This is a genomic window from Paenibacillus sp. YAE3, assembly GCF_057546105.1.
The window spans coordinates 402,033-423,228 of sequence record NZ_BAAIYF010000004.1; the positions used below are offsets into that span (position 1 = coordinate 402,033).

16 protein-coding genes and 1 pseudogene are annotated in these 21,196 nt (G+C 52.9%); 10 read left to right on the plus strand and 7 right to left on the minus strand.

Features of this window, described 5'->3' with window-relative positions; translation table 11 throughout:
- Positions 1 to 11: 11 nt before the first annotated feature.
- Entirely contained in the window at positions 12 to 1,490 is a 1,479-nt protein-coding gene (locus AC27KL_RS10555; RefSeq protein WP_487169613.1) for a serine hydrolase domain-containing protein, read from the plus strand.
- 122 nt (positions 1,491 to 1,612) lie between these two features.
- Here the strand turns inward: AC27KL_RS10555 and AC27KL_RS10560 are convergent, their stop codons facing one another.
- Positions 1,613 to 2,947, minus strand: a complete 1,335-nt coding sequence (locus tag AC27KL_RS10560) for a catalase (protein WP_487169614.1) — start codon at positions 2,945 to 2,947, stop codon at positions 1,613 to 1,615.
- 219 nt (positions 2,948 to 3,166) lie between these two features.
- On the opposite strand from AC27KL_RS10560, the gene AC27KL_RS10565 reads away from it, so the two are divergent.
- The gene (locus tag AC27KL_RS10565; protein ID WP_487169615.1) at positions 3,167 to 3,673 is read left to right on the plus strand and encodes an SRPBCC domain-containing protein; all 507 of its coding nucleotides are present in this window, start codon (positions 3,167 to 3,169) and stop codon (positions 3,671 to 3,673) included.
- A gap of 171 nt (positions 3,674 to 3,844) precedes the next feature.
- Positions 3,845 to 5,205 (plus strand): annotated as a pseudogene (locus AC27KL_RS10570) (IS1182 family transposase).
- Positions 5,206 to 5,352: 147 nt separating this feature from the next.
- Here the strand turns inward: AC27KL_RS10570 and AC27KL_RS10575 are convergent.
- The 3 genes from AC27KL_RS10575 to AC27KL_RS10585 all read right to left on the minus strand — a co-directional run bounded on the left by AC27KL_RS10575 (position 5,353) and on the right by AC27KL_RS10585 (position 8,367).
- Entirely contained in the window at positions 5,353 to 6,687 is a 1,335-nt protein-coding gene (locus AC27KL_RS10575) for an MFS transporter (RefSeq protein WP_487169616.1), read from the minus strand.
- 27 nt (positions 6,688 to 6,714) lie between these two features.
- Positions 6,715 to 7,434 (minus strand): purine-nucleoside phosphorylase, encoded by a 720-nt coding sequence (gene deoD / locus AC27KL_RS10580; protein ID WP_487169617.1) that lies wholly within the window; start codon positions 7,432 to 7,434, stop codon positions 6,715 to 6,717.
- A 192-nt stretch (positions 7,435 to 7,626) separates the two neighbouring features.
- Entirely contained in the window at positions 7,627 to 8,367 is a 741-nt protein-coding gene (locus tag AC27KL_RS10585; RefSeq protein WP_036707922.1) for a GntR family transcriptional regulator, read from the minus strand.
- Positions 8,368 to 8,632: 265 nt separating this feature from the next.
- Here AC27KL_RS10585 and AC27KL_RS10590 point away from each other — a divergent pair, with 265 nt between their 5' ends.
- Together AC27KL_RS10590 and AC27KL_RS10595 are read left to right on the plus strand one after the other, a co-directional pair.
- Positions 8,633 to 10,054, plus strand: coding sequence for a PAS domain S-box protein (locus AC27KL_RS10590; protein ID WP_487169618.1), 1,422 nt, complete (start codon positions 8,633 to 8,635; stop codon positions 10,052 to 10,054).
- A gap of 278 nt (positions 10,055 to 10,332) precedes the next feature.
- A complete protein-coding gene (locus tag AC27KL_RS10595) occupies positions 10,333 to 12,072 on the plus strand; it encodes a glycoside hydrolase family 2 protein (protein ID WP_487169684.1) in 1,740 nt (579 codons plus the stop codon).
- A gap of 33 nt (positions 12,073 to 12,105) precedes the next feature.
- Here the strand turns inward: AC27KL_RS10595 and AC27KL_RS10600 are convergent, their stop codons facing one another.
- Positions 12,106 to 12,675 carry a GNAT family N-acetyltransferase gene (locus AC27KL_RS10600; protein WP_340997750.1) on the minus strand — a complete coding sequence of 190 codons (570 nt, stop codon included), beginning with the start codon at positions 12,673 to 12,675 and terminating at the stop codon, positions 12,106 to 12,108.
- Between the two features lie 21 nt (positions 12,676 to 12,696).
- Entirely contained in the window at positions 12,697 to 14,301 is a 1,605-nt protein-coding gene (locus AC27KL_RS10605; protein ID WP_487169619.1) for an ATP-binding protein, read from the minus strand.
- Between the two features lie 166 nt (positions 14,302 to 14,467).
- Here AC27KL_RS10605 and AC27KL_RS10610 point away from each other — a divergent pair, with 166 nt between their 5' ends.
- The 5 genes from AC27KL_RS10610 (at position 14,468) to AC27KL_RS10630 (ending at position 20,434) form a co-directional block, all read left to right on the plus strand.
- The gene (locus AC27KL_RS10610; RefSeq protein WP_487169620.1) at positions 14,468 to 16,165 is read left to right on the plus strand and encodes a PrpR N-terminal domain-containing protein; all 1,698 of its coding nucleotides are present in this window, start codon (positions 14,468 to 14,470) and stop codon (positions 16,163 to 16,165) included.
- Between the two features lie 172 nt (positions 16,166 to 16,337).
- Positions 16,338 to 17,300 (plus strand): 2-keto-3-deoxygluconate permease, encoded by a 963-nt coding sequence (locus AC27KL_RS10615; protein WP_339321739.1) that lies wholly within the window; start codon positions 16,338 to 16,340, stop codon positions 17,298 to 17,300.
- 15 nt (positions 17,301 to 17,315) lie between these two features.
- Entirely contained in the window at positions 17,316 to 18,620 is a 1,305-nt protein-coding gene (locus AC27KL_RS10620; protein WP_487169621.1) for a four-carbon acid sugar kinase family protein, read from the plus strand.
- Position 18,621: 1 nt separating this feature from the next.
- Entirely contained in the window at positions 18,622 to 19,629 is a 1,008-nt protein-coding gene (pdxA, locus tag AC27KL_RS10625; protein WP_339321737.1) for a 4-hydroxythreonine-4-phosphate dehydrogenase PdxA, read from the plus strand.
- A gap of 295 nt (positions 19,630 to 19,924) precedes the next feature.
- Positions 19,925 to 20,434 (plus strand): DinB family protein, encoded by a 510-nt coding sequence (locus AC27KL_RS10630; RefSeq protein WP_487169622.1) that lies wholly within the window; start codon positions 19,925 to 19,927, stop codon positions 20,432 to 20,434.
- Between the two features lie 252 nt (positions 20,435 to 20,686).
- On the opposite strand, the gene AC27KL_RS10635 is transcribed toward AC27KL_RS10630, so the two are convergent.
- Positions 20,687 to 21,094, minus strand: coding sequence for a VOC family protein (locus AC27KL_RS10635; protein WP_487169623.1), 408 nt, complete (start codon positions 21,092 to 21,094; stop codon positions 20,687 to 20,689).
- Positions 21,095 to 21,196: the final 102 nt, after the last annotated feature.

The following is a 21,196-nucleotide window of genomic DNA, read 5'->3' on the forward strand; positions in this document are numbered from 1 at the left end:
GAGTGCTTGATATGAATCGCCTCAACAAAACAATTTTTGCGTGCTTCATCTGCATGATGACCGTTTTAACCGCCGCATGGCCATCCGCCGCCGGCGCTGCCGGAACCCGGAGCCAAGCGGAGATGGTGTCCGAGATCGACGAATACGTTCAAAAAAATATGAAGCTGAACCATATTCCCGGCGCGTCCTTGGCGATCGCGAAGGGGGATGGCACGTTTTATGCGAAAGGTTACGGCACGGCTTCGGACGGCAAAGGCATCACCGCGACGACGCCATTGCCGATCGCCTCTTTAAGCAAATCGATGACGGCGCTGGCCGTGCTGCAGCTGGCCGACTTGGGGCGGATCGACCTGGATGCGCCGTTTGTCTCCTATGTTCCGGATATAAAGCCTGCGGATGAGCGCGTGAACCGCATCACGATCCGCCATCTGCTGAATCAGACCAGCGGCTTGAACGACAAAACGAACCCGGACATGACGAGGTCTACCCCCTTCCGCACGCTGGAGGAGGTCGCCTCCTCGCTGAACGGGGTAAAGCTGGCGGCCGATCCCGGAAAAACATACAGCTATCACAATCCGAACTATCAGCTGCTGGCGCTGCTGGTCGAGCGGGTCAGCGGACAGCGTTTTTCCGACTATCTTCATGATCACGTTTTTGGGCCGCTGGGGATGAAGGACACGTTCAACGTCAGCGCCACCGAACAAATCAACGCCAATCCGGCCATTCCGGAAGGGCATTACGTGCTGCTGGGCAAGCCGGTCGCCAAAGAAGAGCCCTCATGGTTTATCGACGGCCCTGCCGGCGTCATTTCCACGGCCGAGGATATGGCCAAATGGATGCGTGCGCAATACGATGCCAAGCTGCTCTCCCCCGGTCTCTTGAAGCAGTACCATGCCGCGGGGGAGCAGGGGCCATACGGCATGGGATGGCTCGCGTCCGATGAGCCGGACGTTGGCCGGACGATCTCCCATTCGGGCATCCTTTGGACGTATAAGTCGGAAGAAACGATTAATCTGGATCAGCGGTTGGGGATCGCGATGATGTTTGATGCCGGCCTCAACGCATTTATCGATTATTCCGCGTTTGTCAGAGGCGTCGCCGACATCATGGCCGGAGGGAAAGCGGAAGTTTCCGCGGTGAACGCCCGGAATGCGGAAACGGTGCTGATGGCGCTGATGGCAGCTACCGTTCTGTGGGGAGGGCTTTCGCTCTATAGGCAAATCAAGCATCGAAACCGGGCCGCGATGTCCCGCCGGAAGCTGATTTTTGCGGCGATTCGGGCTTTGCTGCCGATGTTGATACTGGCCTTATTATCGCCGATTGTGACTTTCATCGGCGGCGGAAGGGTGCTGCCTTGGCATGGCATATGGATGACGCTGCCGTCCGTCTTGTTATGGCTGGGGCTCCTGTCCCTGGCCGGCATCGCAAGCTTCGTCTGCCGCTGCGTGATGTATCGAAAAACGCGCCGCGGATCCGGAATATCCGCATAACCCAAAAAACACCGGGGATACCGGTGTTTTTTTGCGTTTCTCAAGCGACCGACCCAATGATGTTCACGAACGCGAATCTTAGAATCAGGGCATGTCGCTGTTCCGGAAGTTACGTCCCGAAGTTACGTTCCGATCTGCCGTGAAATCCGTTCTCCCAGCTCCGGATCAGCGCTGCTCAGATACCCCAATACGATGCGCCGCGTTTCCGGGGAGATGCCTGCCAGATCGGCCGCAAGATTATCCACCAGATGGTCCTGCTGCACCTGGGAAAGCGTGCGGTAAAACTCGCCGGCTTGCGCAAAATCATCCGGTTTGGTCAGGCCGGCACGCACCAGCTTTCCTTGCACGAATCTGCCGCCGCCGCTGGTGACGAGCGCTTCCGGGGACCAGTTTTCCTGATGATTGACCGGCAGCCTGCGGAAATCCGGACCGAGGCGCCGCCGCTGCGAATCCCAATAAATGTTGGCGCGGCCCTGCAGCATTTTGTCGTCGGACAGCTCGACGCCTTCCAGCAGGTTTGACGGCGAAAAGGCGATTTTTTCCACCTGCTCCTTATAGTCATCGGGATTTCGGTTGAGGATCAGCCGTCCGACGGGTTTCAAAGGATACTGCTTCTCGTCCCAAATCTTGGTATCGTCCAGCGGGTTGTAGGGAAGCCGGGCGGCGTCTTCGGGGTTCATCAGCTGCACGTAAAGCCCGTAATCGACCGTTTTTCCCGCCGCGATCGTATCGTGCAGATCTTTGCCCGCAATATCGGGATTTTCGCCGGCCAGCCGGACGGCCTCATGCCGATCGATGTACTGCTCTCCGCGGAAAGGGATCCAGTGGTACTTCACGTATGTGCGGACGCCCTGCGCATTCCGCCAAACGAAGGTATTGACGCTGTGCCCCTTCATGAAGCGGAAGCTTCTGACCGTGCCTACGTCGGAATAAAGCCAGACGAGAAAGTTCGTGGACTCCGGGGCCCTGGCGACGAAACTCCAGAAGCGTTCGGGGTCGATCAGATTGTTTTTCGGGGAAGGGAGGAAGGCGTTGATCGTTTCCGGAAAACGCATGGCGTCCCGGACGGAAAATACCGGGATGTGGTTGCAGAGCAGATCGAAAACGCCTTGCTCCGTATAAAATTTGGTGGAGAAGCCGCGCACGTTGCGGGAAGTGTCCGGGGTGCCCTTCGTGCTGACGGCAAGCGAGAACCTGACGGTGACCGGAACCTGCTGGCCGGGCTGCTGCAAAAAGCAGAGCTTGGTATATTCCGCCATGGGATGTATAGTATGAAAATATCCGAAAGCGCCGTAGCCTTTGACGTGCACGGGCCGTTCCGGAATTTTGCTATGTATGAAGGTTTCCAGCGTCTCATGCATGATATTGTCCTGTTCCAAGACGGGACCGTCTTCGCCAACCGTCTGCGAATGGAAAGCTGCCGGAATGTCTCCCGACCATTCATTTTTATCCTTCATATTTCGACCTCCCCAGTGGTTCTCTCGAAAAACCGAATGACGATAAGCTTCGGTGCCATGCTGGCTATATAGACAGTATATTGCGCGCGGAAGAAATAAATTTCTAAAATATATTCAAAATATTCCTTGACTGGAATATTCCTAAAGGGTTATATTATAACCATAGCAAGGCTAACGAGAAACATTCGGAGGAAACAATCCATTTGGGGAGGAAATAGAATGTTGAAACAATCGTTGAAAGCGGAAGGCAAAGAGTTATTCATTGAGCGTATTTTCAATGCGCCGCGCGAGCTGGTGTTCCAGGCATTTTCGGATGCCGAGCATTTGAAGCAGTGGTGGGGACCGCGCGGATGGACCGTCCCGGTTTGCCATGTCGACTTCCGCCCGGGCGGCATCTGGCATTATTGCATGAAATGCGTCGATCCGAACCAAGGCGATTTTTACGGTTTTGAATCCTGGGGCAAAGGGGTCTATCAGGATATCGTGAAAAACGAAAAAATCGTGTACGTCGATTATTTCTCCGATGCCGAAGGCAACGTTGCGGAAGGCATGCCGGCCCCTCTGATCACGTTGACGTTCGAAGAGCACGACGGCAAAACGAAATTCGTGAACCACGCGGTATACGAATCCGCCGAAGCGCTTCAGAAGGTGCTTGATATGGGAATGGAACAAGGATTTACGGAAACGATGGATCGGCTTGAGGAGCATTTGCAGGCGAATAAATAAGCGGCTTTTTACGCTGGTTTTTTATACAAAAAGAAAGGGTGAGGTTTCCAACCTCGCCCTCAGGCTGTCGAGAAAGTCTCGACAGCCTTCTTTATGTTCATTTGATTTATAACGACACCGCGTTAATGTTGTATAATATAAATAACTACTTATGAACGGACGGTGTTTTGGATGCTTAGATCTAACCGGGAAAAACAACAAAGCTATGAATTCGTTTCGATTGAAGAGTTGGTTCCGCAGGATCATTTGCTGCGGAAAGTGGACAAGTATATCGACTTCTCCTTTATTGACGATAAGGTTCGTCCTCTTTACTGCGCAGATAACGGGCGGCCAGCTATTGATCCGGTCGTTCTGTTTAAGATGATTTTTCTCGGTTATTTTTATGGCATTCGCTCCGAACGTCAGTTGGAGCGCGAGATTCAAACGAATTTGGCTTACCGCTGGTTTTTGGGTCTTGGTCTTACTGACAAAGTTCCAGATCACTCCACCATTAGCTGGAACCGGCGAACTCGGTTTAAAGGTACTGACATTTTTCAGGAGATCTTTGACGAAATCGTCCTCCAAGCGATCTCGCACAAAATGGTGGGCGGGCGTGTGCTCATTACGGATTCGACTCACGTAAAAGCCAATGCCAACAAACACCACTATACAAAGCAGGAAGTTCTACAAAACACCAAGGACTATATTGACGAACTCAATGACGCTGTGACAGAGGACCGCAAAGCGCACGGAAAAAAGCTCTGAAAGTACGAGAGGAAGTGAACGAAACCAAAGAAATTAAAGTAAGCACCACCGATCCGGAAAGCGGCTATATGATTCGCGACGGCAAACCGGAGGGATTCTTTTATCTCGACCACCGGACGGTGGATCTTAAATACAATCTCATTACCGATGTCCATGTTACGCCAGGAAATGTCCACGATTCGGTTCCGTATTTGTCCCGATTAGACCGCCAAAGAGAACGTTTTGGATTCAAGGTTGAAGCCGTAGCCCTGGATTCCGGTTATTTAACAACGCCCATTTGCCGAGGTTTACAGAAGCGAAAGATTTTTGCCGTTATTGCACACCGGAGATTTCATCCTAAGCAAGGTTTGTTTGCCAAATGAAAGTTTACTTACGACGCTGAAAGTAACACCTATATCTGCCCGCAAAAACACCAACTGACATACCGGACTACTGACCGGAAGGGTTACAGGCAGTATGCGTCAGACCCGGAACATTGCAAGACCTGCCCGATGCTTGCGCAATGCACTCATTCCCAGAACCACCGGAAGGTACTGACCCGACATGTCTGGGAAGACAGCAAAGATTGGGCGCGAAACAACCGGCTAAGCCGAGACGGCAAGCAGTTGTACCGTAAACGAAAAGAAACGATTGAGCGAAGCTTCGCGGATGCCAAAGAGCTCCATGGGTTTCGCTATTGCCGTTTGCGCGGACTCTCAAACGTCACGGAACAAGCGTTGATGACGGCCGCCGTGCAGAACATGAAGAAGATGGCGATCCACCTGGATCGCCTGGAAAAGAGGGGGTAACCCTTCTTTTTTAGGCTTTTTAGCAACTGCAAATGAAAAAAAGAGAAACCCAGCGTCTCAAAGACGTGGGTTTCTCGACAATCTGAGGGTGAGGTTTCCAACCTCGCCCTTTTTTTCGTAATCTATCTAGTGGAAGGCGGCAGAACGTTATGCGTGTTCTTTCGTTTTTCCGATGAGAAGCCCATACACGCACAAAGCCAAAAGCGTAATCAAGGAAAGAGCGGACAAGATCGTTTTAAACGATACCGATTCAATCATGGCTGCCGTGTAGGTGATGCCGATCGATGTCGCGACGTTTAGCGTCAAATTGTAAAATCCGATCACGGTTCCCGATTGGCTGGAAGGTAGAGCGCTTACGCACGAATCGAGCAAAGGCGCGTACATAAAAGCAAAGGAGCCTGAAAAAAGCATCATGGAAATCACGTACACGATGACAGGTCCTCCGTAAAGCAGCACCGGCAAAATCAGACTTGCCGCAATCATGATCATCGCGATCGAAACCGCTTGTTTATTGGACAGGTACTTGGAGATCGTGCCGGACGACGCCCCGACGACCACCGCCGTTATGTATCCCGGAATGAGCAGCAGCGAGATCGTATCCAGGTGGAGGCCGTAAACCTTTTCCAATAAGAACGGAAACAGGAAGATATAACCTAATTGCACCGAATAAATAATGAAAGCAACGGCCAATACGGATACGAACCTTTTGTTTTTGAAAAAGGCAATGTCGATAAAAGAGTGTTTGCTTTTGCTGATATACAAAAGGAACAACACGACCGAAGCGGCCAAAACCAGAATGTAAATCCAGTTGAAGTCCGTAATGTACAGCATGACCGACGTCGCGATCGCAGCGATCAGAAGCAGCCCGACGATATCGACGCGGCTTTTTTTCGATTCTTCCTTCGGCATATATTTCAGGATTAGCGGCAGCAAGGCGATCGACAACAACGGAATTAAAAACAGCGCCGCCCAATTCAAATAGGTCGAGACGAAACCGCCCGTAAGCGATCCGATGACCAGCGAGAGCGAATAGCTGCTGGTGCTGTAACCGAGAAATCTTTTTTGTTCGTTTTTGGGCAAATGTTTGGCGACATAAATGACATAAAGCGTCTCCGCGGAGGCCAGGCCCGCCGTTTGTATGATTCTGGAGAGGAGCACCAGCGGAAACGAATGCTGGAAGACGAAACCCAGGACGGATCCGGCGGTGATAAAGCCGATGCCTGCGACAAGCAGCGAGCGGATGCTGATCGAATCGGCCAACGACGCGTAGACGACCGCCCCGATGCCGATCACGAGGCCGGCTAACGTTGCCTGCCAGCTGACCGTCGTCGTCGAGATCCCCAAATCTTTGGCAATGGCGACGGAAACCAACTTAAACGAGTTATCGATGATCAACGAAAAAACAAAAAATATCAACAAAACGGGAACCGCTTTTTTCGCAAGAGAAGCCTGAGCGTCAGGTACGTGATGAGTCGGGTTCATGCCATAAAATCTCCTTTGCCGATCTGTTTATGCGAGTTCGAGGGCAATTTCCATCATGTTCGTAAAAGATGTCTGTCTTTCTTCGGCGGACAGGAACTCATGTCTGAAGATATGGTCGCTTACGGTCAATATGCAAAGCGCGTTGACGCCGGCGTAGGCGGCATTCAGGTACAGGCCTGCCGATTCCATCTCGGCGCACAAGATGCCCATTTTGCTCCATCTTTCGAGCGCAGTCGGATCGACGTTGTAGAAAATATCGCTTGAAAGGACATTGCCGACATGGACCTTCTGGCCTTTTTCGTCGGCGATCTTTTTGGCTTTTTCAAGCAAATCGAACGACGCCGTAATGGAATAATGCCCAGGAACGTTAAATTGATGCATGTAATTGGAATCGGTCGAGGAACCCATCGCCAAGACGATGTCGTTCAGATGCAAATGATCCTGGATGGCCCCGGCGGACCCGATGCGGATCAGGTTTTTGACGCCGAACACGTGAATCAGTTCCCAGGAATACAGGCTCATGCTCGGCGTGCCCATGCCCGTTCCCATCACGGATAAGCGCTTTCCTTTGTAGGTACCCGTGTAGCCAAGCATGCCGCGAACCTCGTTGAACTGGACGACATCCTCCAGGTAACTCTCGGCGATGAATTTTGCTCTCAGCGGGTCGCCGGGGAGCAGGATCGTTTCGGCGATTTCCGCCCCGTTGGGTTTAATGTGAGGGGTTTCCTTCGGTGCTTGCGTTTTCATGTTCTCAGTCTCCTTATTACAACTATGTTTGTTGTATGGTAAGTTGTCTAATTTGTACTACGTAAAAATACCACATAAAGCGCTTGTTGTTCAACTCAAAATTTGACGGCGTTCAGCATTGATTTTGACGGAAACAAACGCAAAAACAGTATCCCCCTCTTTCAAAGGAAGATACTGTTTTTTTATCCTTGGCTATTTGACGGCGTTGATTTTCATCACGCTGGATTCCTCGGGGATATAAAATTTGTTGTAGACGATCGGATGCTCCTCGTTGGCGTACAGGCTCTCCAGAATTAAGTCGCATTGATCGGCTCCCCCGGCGATGATGTATTTTTGCGACGGGGAATTGATCGCGCTCGAACGTTTGATTTCAATGGATGCGGAATGAGCCATTTCGTATACCCGGTTTTCGAGCAGGTCCATCAGCTGGCTCGTATCCTGCAGATCCAGGTTCAATTCCGACACGGTTTCGATCGCCATAAACGTAAACGCAAACGCGACGGCAACCCCCTTGCTTTTATACCACCGTTCGATCGCCACGACCGCGGCGGCCCTTCTGTTCAAAATCTCCTGGGTATATTCGCTTTCCAAATCCAGTCTGAAGTCGAGTTCGATCTGGTCGATGGGTTCGGTGAGGCATTTGTAAATCGGGTTCCCGATTTTCTCCAAACCTGCGGTTTTGTTTGCCTGCCGATGTCTGGTGACGAAACTGCCTTTGCCGTGCACGCTTCTGACCAGCCCGTCATCCTGCAGAAGCGCCAGCGCCTGCCTGAGCGTCATCCGGCTGACCTTGAACGTTTTGGCAAGTTCCGTTTCCGTAGGCAATTGGCTGTCGCAAGGATAGGTACCGTTCATGATTTGTTTGTACAGTTCGTCGTACACCTTGATGTACAGCGGTTTTTTTTCTTTGAATCCTGCCTGATTGACTTCCATGTTTTCACACCCATAATGATGAATTCGGCTGCTCTGAATCTGGCGGTATCATGCCTTGCCGATTGCAGCACCGTTTTTCAAGCTCCATGTAACCTGCGATTATTATAACATGGCCGGGCGGAATTAAAATCGGTTCGATCCCAGCCGCGGCCGGAATGCAGCTTTCGAAACCGGATTTTTTAAATGTCTCCCGGGAAGGAGGCGGGTGTCCGTTCGTCGAATGAAATGTTAAAAATTTAATTATCGACCGAGGGAGTGGATGCCGATGGGGAAACCGCCGCGTGAGTTTTTGGAGTATTCTTCTTCTGAATTGATCGAAATGTTGTCCGAGCAGCAGGGAATGACGTTTAAGGTCAAAAAGATCGACGGGCAGTTCATACATACGTTTTGCAGCGGGCGGCTGCTATCCAAAATAGGTCTGACTCCTCAGGAGGTCACGGGAAAACGGCTGGGAGACTTCTATCCCGCCGAATTGGCGGCTTATAAGGAATCGTTTTACAGGGATGCATGGCAGGGGAAGGAAGGGATCATTTACGAAAGCGAGTTTCATGGGGTGTTTTATCTGGTTTCCCTGCAGCCGATGAGAAGACTCGGGGAGGTCGTGGAATTGATCGCCTCCTGCGTCGACATTTCGGAACTGAAAACCCGCGAACAAGAGCTGAGGGAAACGAAGGAATTGCTGGAATCGTTGTACGAAAGCTCCGTCGACGGCATTTGCATCATGGACGTTGGCGGCAAAGTCATCCGCATCAACCATGCCTTCGAGAAAATTTACGGCTGGCCGGAGAGCGAGCTGATCGGGAGGCAGGCGCCGATGATCCCGGCCCATCTGGAAAACCGTTTTGATGAAATTTGCAAACATCTGCATACCCAAAAAGCGATCCATTTCGAAACGGTGAGGCCGCGGAAGGACGGCAAAACCATTCACGTTTTTCTGACGCTGTCCCCGATCAAAGACGAAAATGACGCCATCATCGCCTTGACCGGCATTACCCGGGACATATCCGAACGGAAAAAATCGGAGGATTTTTACCGCAAAGCCGATAAATTGAACGCCGTTGGCCAACTGGCCGCCGGATTGGCGCATGAGATCCGGAACCCGCTCACCTCGCTGCGCGGATTTTTGCAAATCATGCAGTCCGGGCGGGTCAACAAAAAAGAATACTTTGACATCATGTTGTCCGAAATCGATCGGATCAACAGCATCGTCAACGAATTTTTGGTGATCGCCAAACCGGTTCGCACGAAATTCCAAAAGCAAGACCTCGTCCAAATTTTGCACAGCGTCATCACCCTGCTGGAGGCCCAGGCCGCCCTGAACAATATAGAAATCCGCACCAAAGTGGAAGACGGGTTTCCTTTGGTCGAATGCTCGGAAATGGAAATCAAGCAGGTATTCGTAAACATTTTGAAAAATGCCATCGAAGCGATGCCGTGCGGCGGGGTGATCCGCATCCATGCCCGCGTGCAGGAAGGCAGCGTCATGATTCGCATTGCCGACGAAGGCGTCGGCATCAGCGAAAGCGAGTTTCCCCGGTTGGGCGAGCCTTTTTTTACGACGAAGGAAAAGGGGACGGGGCTTGGCCTCATGATGTGCTACAAAATCATCGGCGACCATAAAGGGGGCATCAACATCAACAGCGTCGTCAATGAAGGAACCACGATCGACGTCATATTGCCCGCCTGAAACGTTCATGCCGGACCGCGGGGGTTTTTCTCCATTTGAAAACGAATGCGCTTCATGAACCGCCATCGTTCCGTTTAAAGGAACGGTGGCTTTTTGCGTGAGCAGGTTGAAAATGGCATTCATTAGTTAATGTATAAATTAATCAAAAAGAAAAATGTTGACTAAAATGCCCGATTATTTTATGATCTATTCGAGAATTGATAGATTAATGATTAACTTATATATTAACCAAATGAATCATCCGATTTTATTGCAAAGGAGTTTTGCAAGTGGAACAGATGCCTTCGATTCCCCGTCCCGAATACCCCCGCCCCCAATGGGTGCGCAGCAGCTGGCTCAATTTAAACGGGCCCTGGCAATTTGAGATCGATCACGGCAAAAGCGGAAAAGAACGCGGATATGCGGAGCCCGCGCATCGGCTGTCGGGAACGATTACCGTCCCGTTTTGCCCCGAGAGCAAGCTGTCCGGCGTGGAATACAAAGATTTCATGGCGGCGGTATGGTATAAACGGGAATTTTCGGTGCCCGAAACGTGGAAGGACGGCAGGACTTTGCTGCACTTTGGCGCCGTCGATTACGAAACCGAGGTATGGGTCAACGGAGCTTCCGTGGGCAAACATCGCGGAGGATACGCCTCTTTCGCTTTTGACGTCACCTCGCACGTCCTGCCGGGGACGAACGTCGTGACCGTGTATGCCGAAGACGATGTCCGTTCGGGGCGCCAGCCGCGCGGGAAGCAAAGCGGAAGGTACCATTCGCACGGCTGCGACTATACGCGCACGACGGGGATTTGGCAAACCGTGTGGCTGGAGCACGTGCCTGAATCCTATCTGGCGGACATGAAGCTGGTGGCCGATCCGGGCAACGCCTGCGTCCATCTGGAAGTGAAGATCGCCGGCAATGCGGCCGGAGACAACCTCGAAGCCGCCGCGTTTTACGGCGGTAAACCCGTCGGCCGTGCCAGCGCGCTGATCCAAGGGCCTGCGGTCAAACTTACGATTCCGTTATCGGAAATCCACTTGTGGGAGCCGGGCAACGGCAGGCTGTACGATCTGCGGCTGTCCCTTAACAAGCAGGATCGGATCGGCGATACGGTCGAATCGTATTTCGGCTTGCGGACGGTAAGGCTCGACGGCATGGCGTTCCGGATCAACGACAAATCCGTATTCCAGCGGCTTGTGCTGGATCAAGGCTTTTATCCGGACGGCATCTACACCGCTCCAAGCGACGAAGATCTCCGCAAGGATATCGAAATATCGATGGGACTGGGTTTCAACGGCGCCAGGCTGCACGAAAAAATGTTCGAGCCGCGTTTCCTGTATTGGGCGGACCGGCTGGGTTACCTGGTATGGGGCGAACATGCCAACTGGGGATTGGATATTACCGGCGCCGAAGGCCTTGCGCGGTTTTTGCCCGAGTGGGTCGAAGGCGTGGAGCGCGATTTCAATCATCCTGCCCTGATCGGCTGGTGCCCGTTTAACGAGACTTGGGATCAGGACGGCGTCAAGCAAAACGACGACGTGCTGCGCATCGTGTACGAGATGACGAAACGGATCGACCCGACGCGCCCGGTGATCGATACCAGCGGCAACTTCCATGTCGTCACCGATATTTTCGACATCCATGACTATGACCAAAATCCGGAGACGTTCCGGGCCAAGCTGGAACCGATGAAAAGCGGCGGGGAGGCGTACAACACCTTCCCGGACCGGCAGACGTACGAGGGGCAGCCTTATTTCGTCAGCGAGTACGGCGGCATTTGGTGGAATCCCGATCAAAAGGACGACAGGGCATGGGGATACGGGGACAGACCCGATTCCGAAGAAGCGTTTATGAAGCGTTACGAGGGTTTGACAAGCGCTTTATTGGAACATCCGATGATCTTCGGATTTTGTTATACCCAGCTGTACGACGTGGAGCAGGAAGTGAACGGGCTGTATACCTACGACAGGCGCGCCAAGTTTGACCCTGAAACCATCCGGCGCATCAATTCCCGCAAGGCTGCGATCGAAGATTGACGGACGTTACGGTGAACAAAAACAACCCGACTCTTATGAGCCGGGTTGTTTTTGTTCCTCCCAATCCTCCCGCGTCATGGCGAACAGCTCGTGATCCTCCCACACGCCATGGATCTGCAGATATCGTTTGGCAAGTCCTTCGCGCCGGAATCCGACCTTTTCCAGCACGCGCAGCGAAGGCCGATTTCTCGGCATCACGCCGGCCTGAACGCGATGAAGGCCCATTTCCTCAAAGGCATACTCTACGCAAAGCCGCACCGCTTCGGTCATGAGTCCTTTTCCGCGATGCTCTTGCCCGATAAAATACCCCAGGTTTGCGTTTTGAAACGGGCCGCGCGCGATTCCGGTGAGCGCTACCCTGCCCGCCAGCTCGTCCGTTTCCTTCAGGAAAATGCCGAATAACACCGACGTCGCCTGATCCTTATCGCCCATTCCGGTCAAAATATCCTTTTCCTGGCCTTCCGCCGTAAAATAAGACGCGTCGCGGATCGGCTCGAACGGCTGCAAATATTGGCGGTTGCGGATCCGAAGTTCGAGCAGCTCCTGCGCATGTTCCGGCAGGAGGCGCTTTAACATGATGTTTCCCGGGCTGTCCATCAACATCGTTTTTCACTCCCCGTATTCCTACAGATTCAGCGCGGCTCCCGAAGAAGGAGGGAGCAATTCCCGGTCTTGCCGGCCGCCCAGCTTCGAATGGGTCAGATAGTCTGCCAGCGCTTGCTGCAAGGTTCCTTTCGTCACGGCCTTGGACTCGAAGGACAACCCGTTTCGGATCATCATTTTGACGATTTCCGGCCGGAGTCCCGTAATGATCGTCTTGCAGCCCATCATTTTGATCCCGTCGATCAGGTTGATCAGCCGGTGCACCGCTTCGGCTTCGATGCCGACGACTCCCGACAAATCGATGACGAGCGTTTGGATGTTCTCTTTGCCGATTTGATCCAGAATCTTCTCTTCCATGATATCGTAGCGGACGTTATCGATCGAGCCGATCAGGGGCAGGATCGAAATCGACTGGCTGAGCGGGATGAACGGGACGGACAACTCCATGACCATTTCCTTCTGAGTCCGGATCAGATCATCTTTGAATTGGGAATAATTCATGAAAAAATGGCTTAAAAAAAGATCCATCAGTTCGTTGATCTGCTTCTCCAGCCCGTAAAACTGTTCTTTGTTCGTCGTATGGCCGTTTATCCTGTCGTAGTTGTAGAGAAACTCCCACATGACGCGCCGTACCGCCTGGATCCATTCCAATTTGAAGGCCAGGGTCAGCGAATGTTTCGCCCACGTGATGCCCTCCGCCTTGGCGAAGGAGACGACCTCGTATTCTTTTCCTTGAACGATGTACAGCACGAGCTTATGGGCATTATCCAGCAGGTTGATGTTTCCGATGTCCAAAATCTCGTTGATTTTATCCCTCACGGTAACCGCCTCGGACAAAAGCCTTTGTTCGAACATGTCGCGGTTGTAAATGAAAAACTCGGATAAATTGCCCCCTTTGAACGTCTCCAGGTCCAAACGATTCACCTCTTTTATTCTGTTGCTGCCGGCGCCTTTCGGAAAAACGATCGTAAACCTCGTTCCTTCGCCTTCTTCGCTTTTGACCGAGATTTCCCCTTTATGCTGGTAGGCGACGGAAAAAACAAGCGTAAGTCCCATGCCGGTGCCGTTTTCTTTCGTCGAAAAAAAAGGAGTGCCTAACTGGCTGAGCTTATCTTTCGGAATTCCGCTGCCGGTGTCTTCTATGTAAACGGTGATATGATTGTCGGAGGCCTGGTGGCCGATCGTGACGGTGCCCTTGTCCGGAATCGCTTCGAACGCGTTTTTGATCAAGTTGAAAAACATTTTTTTCAATTGATTGCGCCTGCCGTAAATAAAATTGCCCGAGTCCCGGAGCTCCCGTTGCAAATGCACCCGATAAAATTGATCTTGAAATAGCTGAATGATCGACTCCAGTTCGACGGTCAAATCAATCGGTTCGGTGGGCTCGTTATCCAGATCGGGTTTGGAAACTTGCAGCAAATTTTGCAGGATGTCAATGGCATTCTCCAGTTCGGACTGGGCAATGTCGATATAGTTCGCATCATTTTTTTCTTTCAAGAGCTGGAGAAATCCTTTGACGGCCGTTAGAGGATTTTTGACCTCATGGGCAATGCCTGCTGCGATTTGCCCGACTGAAGCCAACTGGGTCAAGTGCATATCGTTTTGCATATGGTTGCGTCGTTCCACCGTTTATCAGCCCTTTCTCGCTGAGTGCTCGTTTCTTGATATCATCTTAATATATATTTTCCGACAAAGGTATAGCGCAATTGGACTGCGTCAGGCGTTCGTTGCATCGGTCCGGCCGATATGTTATGACTGAAATACAAAAGTAAAGGATATAGGTGTGGTTAACATGAAGATCAAAGCTCTGTTCGTAGCCCCGTATGCGGCGATGGAGAACTTAATAGAAGAGTGCAGGAAGCAGGAGAGCGAGCTCGATCTGACGATCCGGACAGGCAATCTGCAGGAAGGGGTTGCGCTGGCCAAGCAGGCGGAAGCCGAAGGCTTCGATTGCATCATCAGCCGGGGCGGAACGGCCAAGCTGATCAGCGAAGCGGTCGACATCCCGGTGATCGACGTGCGCGTGTCCGGTTACGACATGCTGCGGGTGCTTACGCTGGCGAACGATTTTCCGAGGAAAAAGGCGATCGTCGGGTTTCCGGCCATTACGGCCGGCGCGAAAGCGATTATCGACCTGCTCGACATTCCGATCGATATGTTCACAATCCGGGACGAGAGCGAAACGGAAGCGTTATTGCGGCAGTTAAAAGAGGATGGATACCAGCTGATCATGGGCGACGTGGTGACGTTCGAAACGGCGTCGCGGCTCGGCTTGCTCGGGATCTTGATCCAGTCCGGCCGGGAATCCATTTTCGATGCGTTCAAGGAAGCGGCGACCGTTTCGCGCTGGCTTGCGAAAAGCAGGCAGGAAATCGAGCGGCTGAAGGGGATTTTACGTGCCGCGGCGTCCGACTTGATGGTGTTAGCGGATAACGGGAGCATGGTATATGAGCAGTGGAAAACGTTCGGCGCACGGCCTGAACTGGACATTCCGGTCGCCGAGGGCGCATCCGAACCCGGCGGGCCAAGCCGGGAGATGCTTCATGCAACGGATCCTGATGGACAATCGGTCAAAGTGGTCAAAACCCGAATCGCAATCGGCGAATCGGCGTATTGGCTTTGCGAATTTTTTAAGGAGCCGGCCCGCAGGGAGTCCGAAGACAAACTCCGGATTCATATGGAGCCCGCCCCGCTGATCATCCATCAGAGCCAAGCCATGAACACATGCCTGACGATGATCGGCCGCAGCGTGACATATGACCAGTTTATCTTCATTGGCGGAAAGGGAACGGGAAAAAGATTGCTGGCCAGACATTTGCATGACCTCAAAACGAAAGGGCACGGATATTTCGCTTCGGTGAAGGCGGCGGATTTGCGGGAGCTGAGCCCGGAGGAGATCCCCGAGGAGGTCCGGACGGTGTATGTCCATGCCTTTGACCGTTTGCCGGGCGGCCGGGAGGAAATCCAGTGGCAAAAAATCGAGGCGTTAAAAAGGCGCGGGCTCACGCTTATTTTTGCCATGACTGAGGAGGAGGCTTCCGGGGAACATAGGATATATGAAGACGGAACCATTCACGTGCATGTTCCGGCGCTGGCCGAACGGAAAGAGGACCTGAAGGAACTGGTCACGACGTTTCTGCTACATTTCAGCCAGACGCTCGGCACCTCGGCGATCCGGATGACGGAGAAAGGCATGAAGCTGCTGGCGGACTATGATTGGCCCGGCAACGTTTCCGAATTAAAGGTGTTGCTGCAAGAGGCGGTCGTTTTGGAAAAAGGCTACGTCATCGAACATTCGCTGATCGGGCAGCTGCTGCGCCGCAAAGGAAACGAATCCGGCGCGTCCTCTGAACTGCTGAAGGGAACGCTGGATCAGATCGAGAGAAAAATCATCGAAAAGGTGCTGGAAGAAGAGGGGTTCAACCAGACGAAGGCCGCAAAACGGCTGCAAATTAACCGTTCCACGCTTTGGCGCAAGTTAAAAGACTGATTTTTCCAAACGACTCCTACGGACCTGCTTAAAAATGCAACGTTTTTGGCATGTAATATAATAACATGTCGAAAACTGTTGCATTTTATTTTGTAAGCGATTAATATAATAAACGAAAACGCAATCATTTCACATTACTGTTGCAAAATAAAACACAGGAGATGAGACAGTCATGAAAATCAAGGCAGCCATTGACAAGATTCCCGGCGGGATGATGCTGATTCCGCTCTTGATCGGGGCCATTATCCGTACGTTTTTTCCCGGAATCTTCGACTTGCCTGAATTTAAAAGCTCTTTCACGGGCGGGCTCCTGACCGGAACTTCCGCACTGCTGGCAGCTTTTTATATCTGTTTGGGTTCGACGATTCGCTTTCAAGCAACCGGTTACATTTTGAAAAAAGGGGTCAGCTTGTGGATCGGCAAAATCGGCACCACCTTCATTATCGCGCTGCTGATTAAAGCCATCTTCCCGGATCAGAACAACCTGTTCCTCGGACTGTCCGCTTTGGCCATCATCGCCGCTTTTTCCGATACGAACGGCGGATTGTACATGGCGCTGATGGGGCAGCTCGGTAAAAAAGCCGAAGACGTCGCCGCTTATTCCATCATGTCGCTGGAGTCCGGCCCGTTTTTCACGATGCTGATTCTGGGCGTTGCAGGTCTGGCAAGCTTCCCGATCATGGCGTTTGTCTTTGCGATTTTGCCGCTGTTGATCGGCATGATTCTGGGTAATCTGGACGAAAAAATGCGCGAATTTTTGAGCAAAGGCCAGGATGTCATGATCCCGTTGTTCTCGCTGGCGATCGGCGCGAGCATCAACCTTGCCAACGTGGTGAAAGCCGGCGCTTCCGGCATCATTTTGGGTCTTGGCGTCGTCGTCATTACCGGCGGCATGTTGTTTTTGATCGACCGTTTGACGGGCGGAGACGGCGTTGCCGGGATTGCCGCATCGTCGACGGCAGGCAACGCGGCAGCCGTGCCGATGGCGGTAGCGGCCGTGTATACCGGATACAGCGGCATTGCGGCAACGGCAACGCTGCAGGTAACGGCAGCCGTCATCGTCACCGCCATTTTGACGCCGCTCCTGACGACCTGGTTCGCCAAACGGGCGCAGCGCCGGAAAGCACAAGCTTAAGGGAGTCGTTTGGATATGCAGCATTTTTACATCATTGCAGATGATTTGACGGGGGCTAACGATGCCGGCGTGCAGCTGTCGAAAATCGGGATCGCCTCTACCGTCTACCTGGATTTGAAAGAAGGAACGTGGACGGGAGACGGCGGCGACGTGGCGATACTCGACACGGACAGCCGCGCTGCCGACGAACAAGAAGCCTATGACCGGATTCGAAAAGCAAGTGCAATTTTCCGGGCCCGGGGATACGGGCATGCTTATAAAAAAATGGACTCCACCCTCCGGGGGAACGTGGCCGCCGAGCTGGCGGCCGTCGTTTCGGTCCACCAGCCGGAAATCGTCGTCGTGGCCCCGGCCTATCCGAAAATGAACCGGCAGACGATCGGGGGACATCAATTCGTGAACGGCCGGCCGGTTTCTGAAACCGAGTTTGGCAGGGACCCGAAGACGCCGGTAACGGACAGCTACATTCCGAATTTGCTCGGGAAGTACGCGGATGCGGAACGCATCCGTCTTGTCGGAGAAGAACTGATAAACGGACCGGAGGATGTTTTCCTGGAATTTATTTTGCGGCATGCGGCGCAAGGCACGACCTGGTTTGTTTGCGACGCGGCCACCGATCAGGATTTGAAGGTTATTGCGGATATGTTCGCCAAGGCGAAAAAAACGATCGTTTGGGCCGGGTCGGCCGGACTGATCGAATATTTGCCCGAGGCGCTGGAGCTGCAAAAGAATGCCGTAACGTCGCAAGAGCGGCCCCAGGTGCCGCGGACGCTGACGGTATCGGCAAGCTTGTCCCGCGTGACCAAAGAGCAGCTTGAGCAGGTGCGGACGATGGCGGATGCCTCCTTCGTGGAGGTTGATCCGGTCGAACTCGTCCGGCAAACCTACGCGCTGCGCGAGGTGCTGGAGGCGCTCGGCGGCGCCCGGGAAAAAAAGCATTTTGTATTATTCGTCGATTCGTCGGAGAAAAATAGAGAGGCGACGAAACGGCTGGGAGAAGAACTCTCCTTAAACAAGACGGAAATCAGCGAGGCGATTTCGCGGGAGCTCGCAAACATCGCTTCCGAAATCGTAACCTCGTTCCCCGAAATTCAGGGGTTGGTCCTGACGGGAGGCGACACGGCCAAGGCGGTTTGCAGCCGGTTGAACATGAACCGGATGCAGCTGCATACCGAGGTCGAAACCGGGCTTCCGCTGGGAATATTGAGGGATGCGGCAGATACGGGTAAAAAGTATTGGACCGTGACGAAAGCCGGGGGATTCGGCGGCCGGCATTCTTTGGCGAACGTGCTGAAATATATGAGTGGAGAGGATGAGTAACATGAATCAAAAGAAACCAGTGATTGGCATTACGATGGGCGACGGAGCCGGGGTCGGACCGGAAATTATTTTGAAAAGCCTGAAAAACCGCGAAATTTATGATCTTTGCGACCCGCTGGTCATCGGCGACAGCAAAATTTTGGACCGCGCCAAATCCTACGTGAACAGCGACCTGAAGGTTCAGACCGTAACGGAGGACCAGCTAGGCCAGATCGCGTACGAATTCGGGACCGTCTACTGCCTGGATCTCGATCTGCTCAGCGCCGACCTGCCGCTTGGACAAGTATCCGCCGAAGCCGGACATGCGGCGTTCGAATATTTGGCCAAGGCGATCGATCTGGCCAAAAAACAGCAAATCGACGCGATCTGCACCGCTCCGCTGAATAAAGAAGCGCTGCATAAGGGCGGCCACCAGTATCCGGGGCATACCGAAATTTTGGCCGACCTGACGGATACGAGCGAATTTTCGATGATGCTGTCCGCGCCTAACCTGAAAGTCATCCACGTCACCACGCATGTCGGCTTGATCGACGCCGTAAAAATGATCAATCCGGAGCGGGTGTACCGCGTCATTCAGCTGGCGCATGAAACGTTGACCAAATCGGGCATCGAAAATCCGCGCATCGCCGTCTGCGGCATCAATCCGCATGCGGGCGAAAACGGCCTGTTCGGATACGGCGAAGAAGAGGAGAAGGTCGTTCCCGGCGTGAAAAAGGCGCAGGAGGAAGGCATCAACGCCGTCGGGCCGCTGCCTGCCGATACGTTGTTTTTCCGCACCGTGCGCGGCGATTTCGATATCGTCGTGGCGATGTATCATGATCAGGGGCACGGGCCGGTGAAGGTGCTTGGCCTCGATGCGGGCGTCAACATTACCGTGGGCCTTCCGATCATCCGTACGAGCGTCGATCACGGCACCGCGTTCGACATCGCCGGCAAAGGCATCGTCGAAGAGAAAAGCATGATGGAAGCGATCCGTCAGGCCGTGGAGCTGGCTCCTAAGAGAAAATAAAGCGAACGGACAAACATATATGGCACAGGTTTCCCGTCCCTGGAGGCGGCGACCGGTGCTCAAATGACCAGATGCAGCAAAAAAAGCGCCGAAGCATGTTTTCGGCGCTTTTTCCATGCGTACCGGCAAGAGGATGGCCTCGGCCCCCCCGGTAAAATCGCAAGTTTCCGGAAACGGCGCTTTCGCAAATTTCAAGAACTCATGGGATAGGCGGTGTGATAAGATTAAATGGATCAGGCATAACATCATTTGGCAGATAGCCGGCAGGAAGCAGATTGGAAAAGGAGTGTTTATTATGAACGGTGCCATGCTGATTGAAACGTACAAAAGCGGTTTGCAGCGCTATTCGATGGCTGAACTGAGGCATAAATCCGCGCCGGAGGTTTGGTCTCTTGGGCAAATGCTCGACCACTTGATCCTGGCCTCCTTGGATTATTTTGAAAAAGTGGAGATTTGCGCGGGCGACGGCGAGGAACAAACGCTTGGAAAAACGGAAGCGGGCGAGCGGCTGTTCGAGCTTGGCGGATTCCCGCACGTGAAAATCAAATTGCCGGACGGCCCGAAAAACAATCCCAGCAATACGCAAAGCAAAGAAGAATTATTGCGCGGGCTGGATCAAGTGCTGCAAAAAATGAAGGAGTGGGAAGGCCGAATCGACTCGGTCCATCCCTGCCGCAAAGTAAAACACGACGGCTTTGGCTGGTTGAACGCGCGGGAATGGTTTGAGCTGAATGATATGCATTTGCGCCATCACCTGCGTCAAAAGGAAGAATTGGAGCAAAAAGCGGGGGTGCTCTCGCGGTAACCGAAACAAGGCGGCGGATTCGGTCCGAACCCCGTTTGCAATCGCTCCTATCCGGGGCACGCGAAAGTTCGCCCGGAAGCGCCGAAAGAAACGGAGCCGGCGCTGCATGATGCGTTTTATGCAAGATTCCCCTAAAGGATCGAGACCTCCTTTAATCCCCAAAACGCGGGAAAGGAGGTCTTTTAAGATTGGTGTCATGGCTTGTTCAAGTCGCGGAAGCGGCCGCTTAAACGGCTACCTTCGCTTAAACGGTTACCCTTCCGAAGGATCGTCCGAGGTGATCATCCAGGTCACGCCGTATCGATCCACGAGTTTCCCGTAATGCAGGCCGTAAGGCTGGCGGGCGAAAGGATGCTTCACTGTGCCGCCGGACGATAGTCTGGCGAATGCTTCCGCGGCTTCGGATGGCGTCGGGAACGATACATCCAGCATCATGCCTGCGCCTTGCGTGAAAGGTTCGAGCGCGTCCGCCATAAAAATCGCGTTTTCCCCCGCCACCATCACGCACAGATGCATCACTTTGTCCCGATGCTCGCCTTCGGCGCCCGCGGCTTGTCCATGCGTAAACACGGACTTGATCTCCCCGCCGAGCGATTCCGCGTAGAACCGGGCCTGGCTTCTGGCATCTTCCGATAAAATAAATGGTCTAAGCGTTCCCAATATGCATACATCCTTTCGGGTCATTTTGGTGTTCCGTTACGGGTTTTATTATAACCCCCGCCGGCTTGCCGCGTTTCTTATGGATTGCTGGCTTGTGGATTG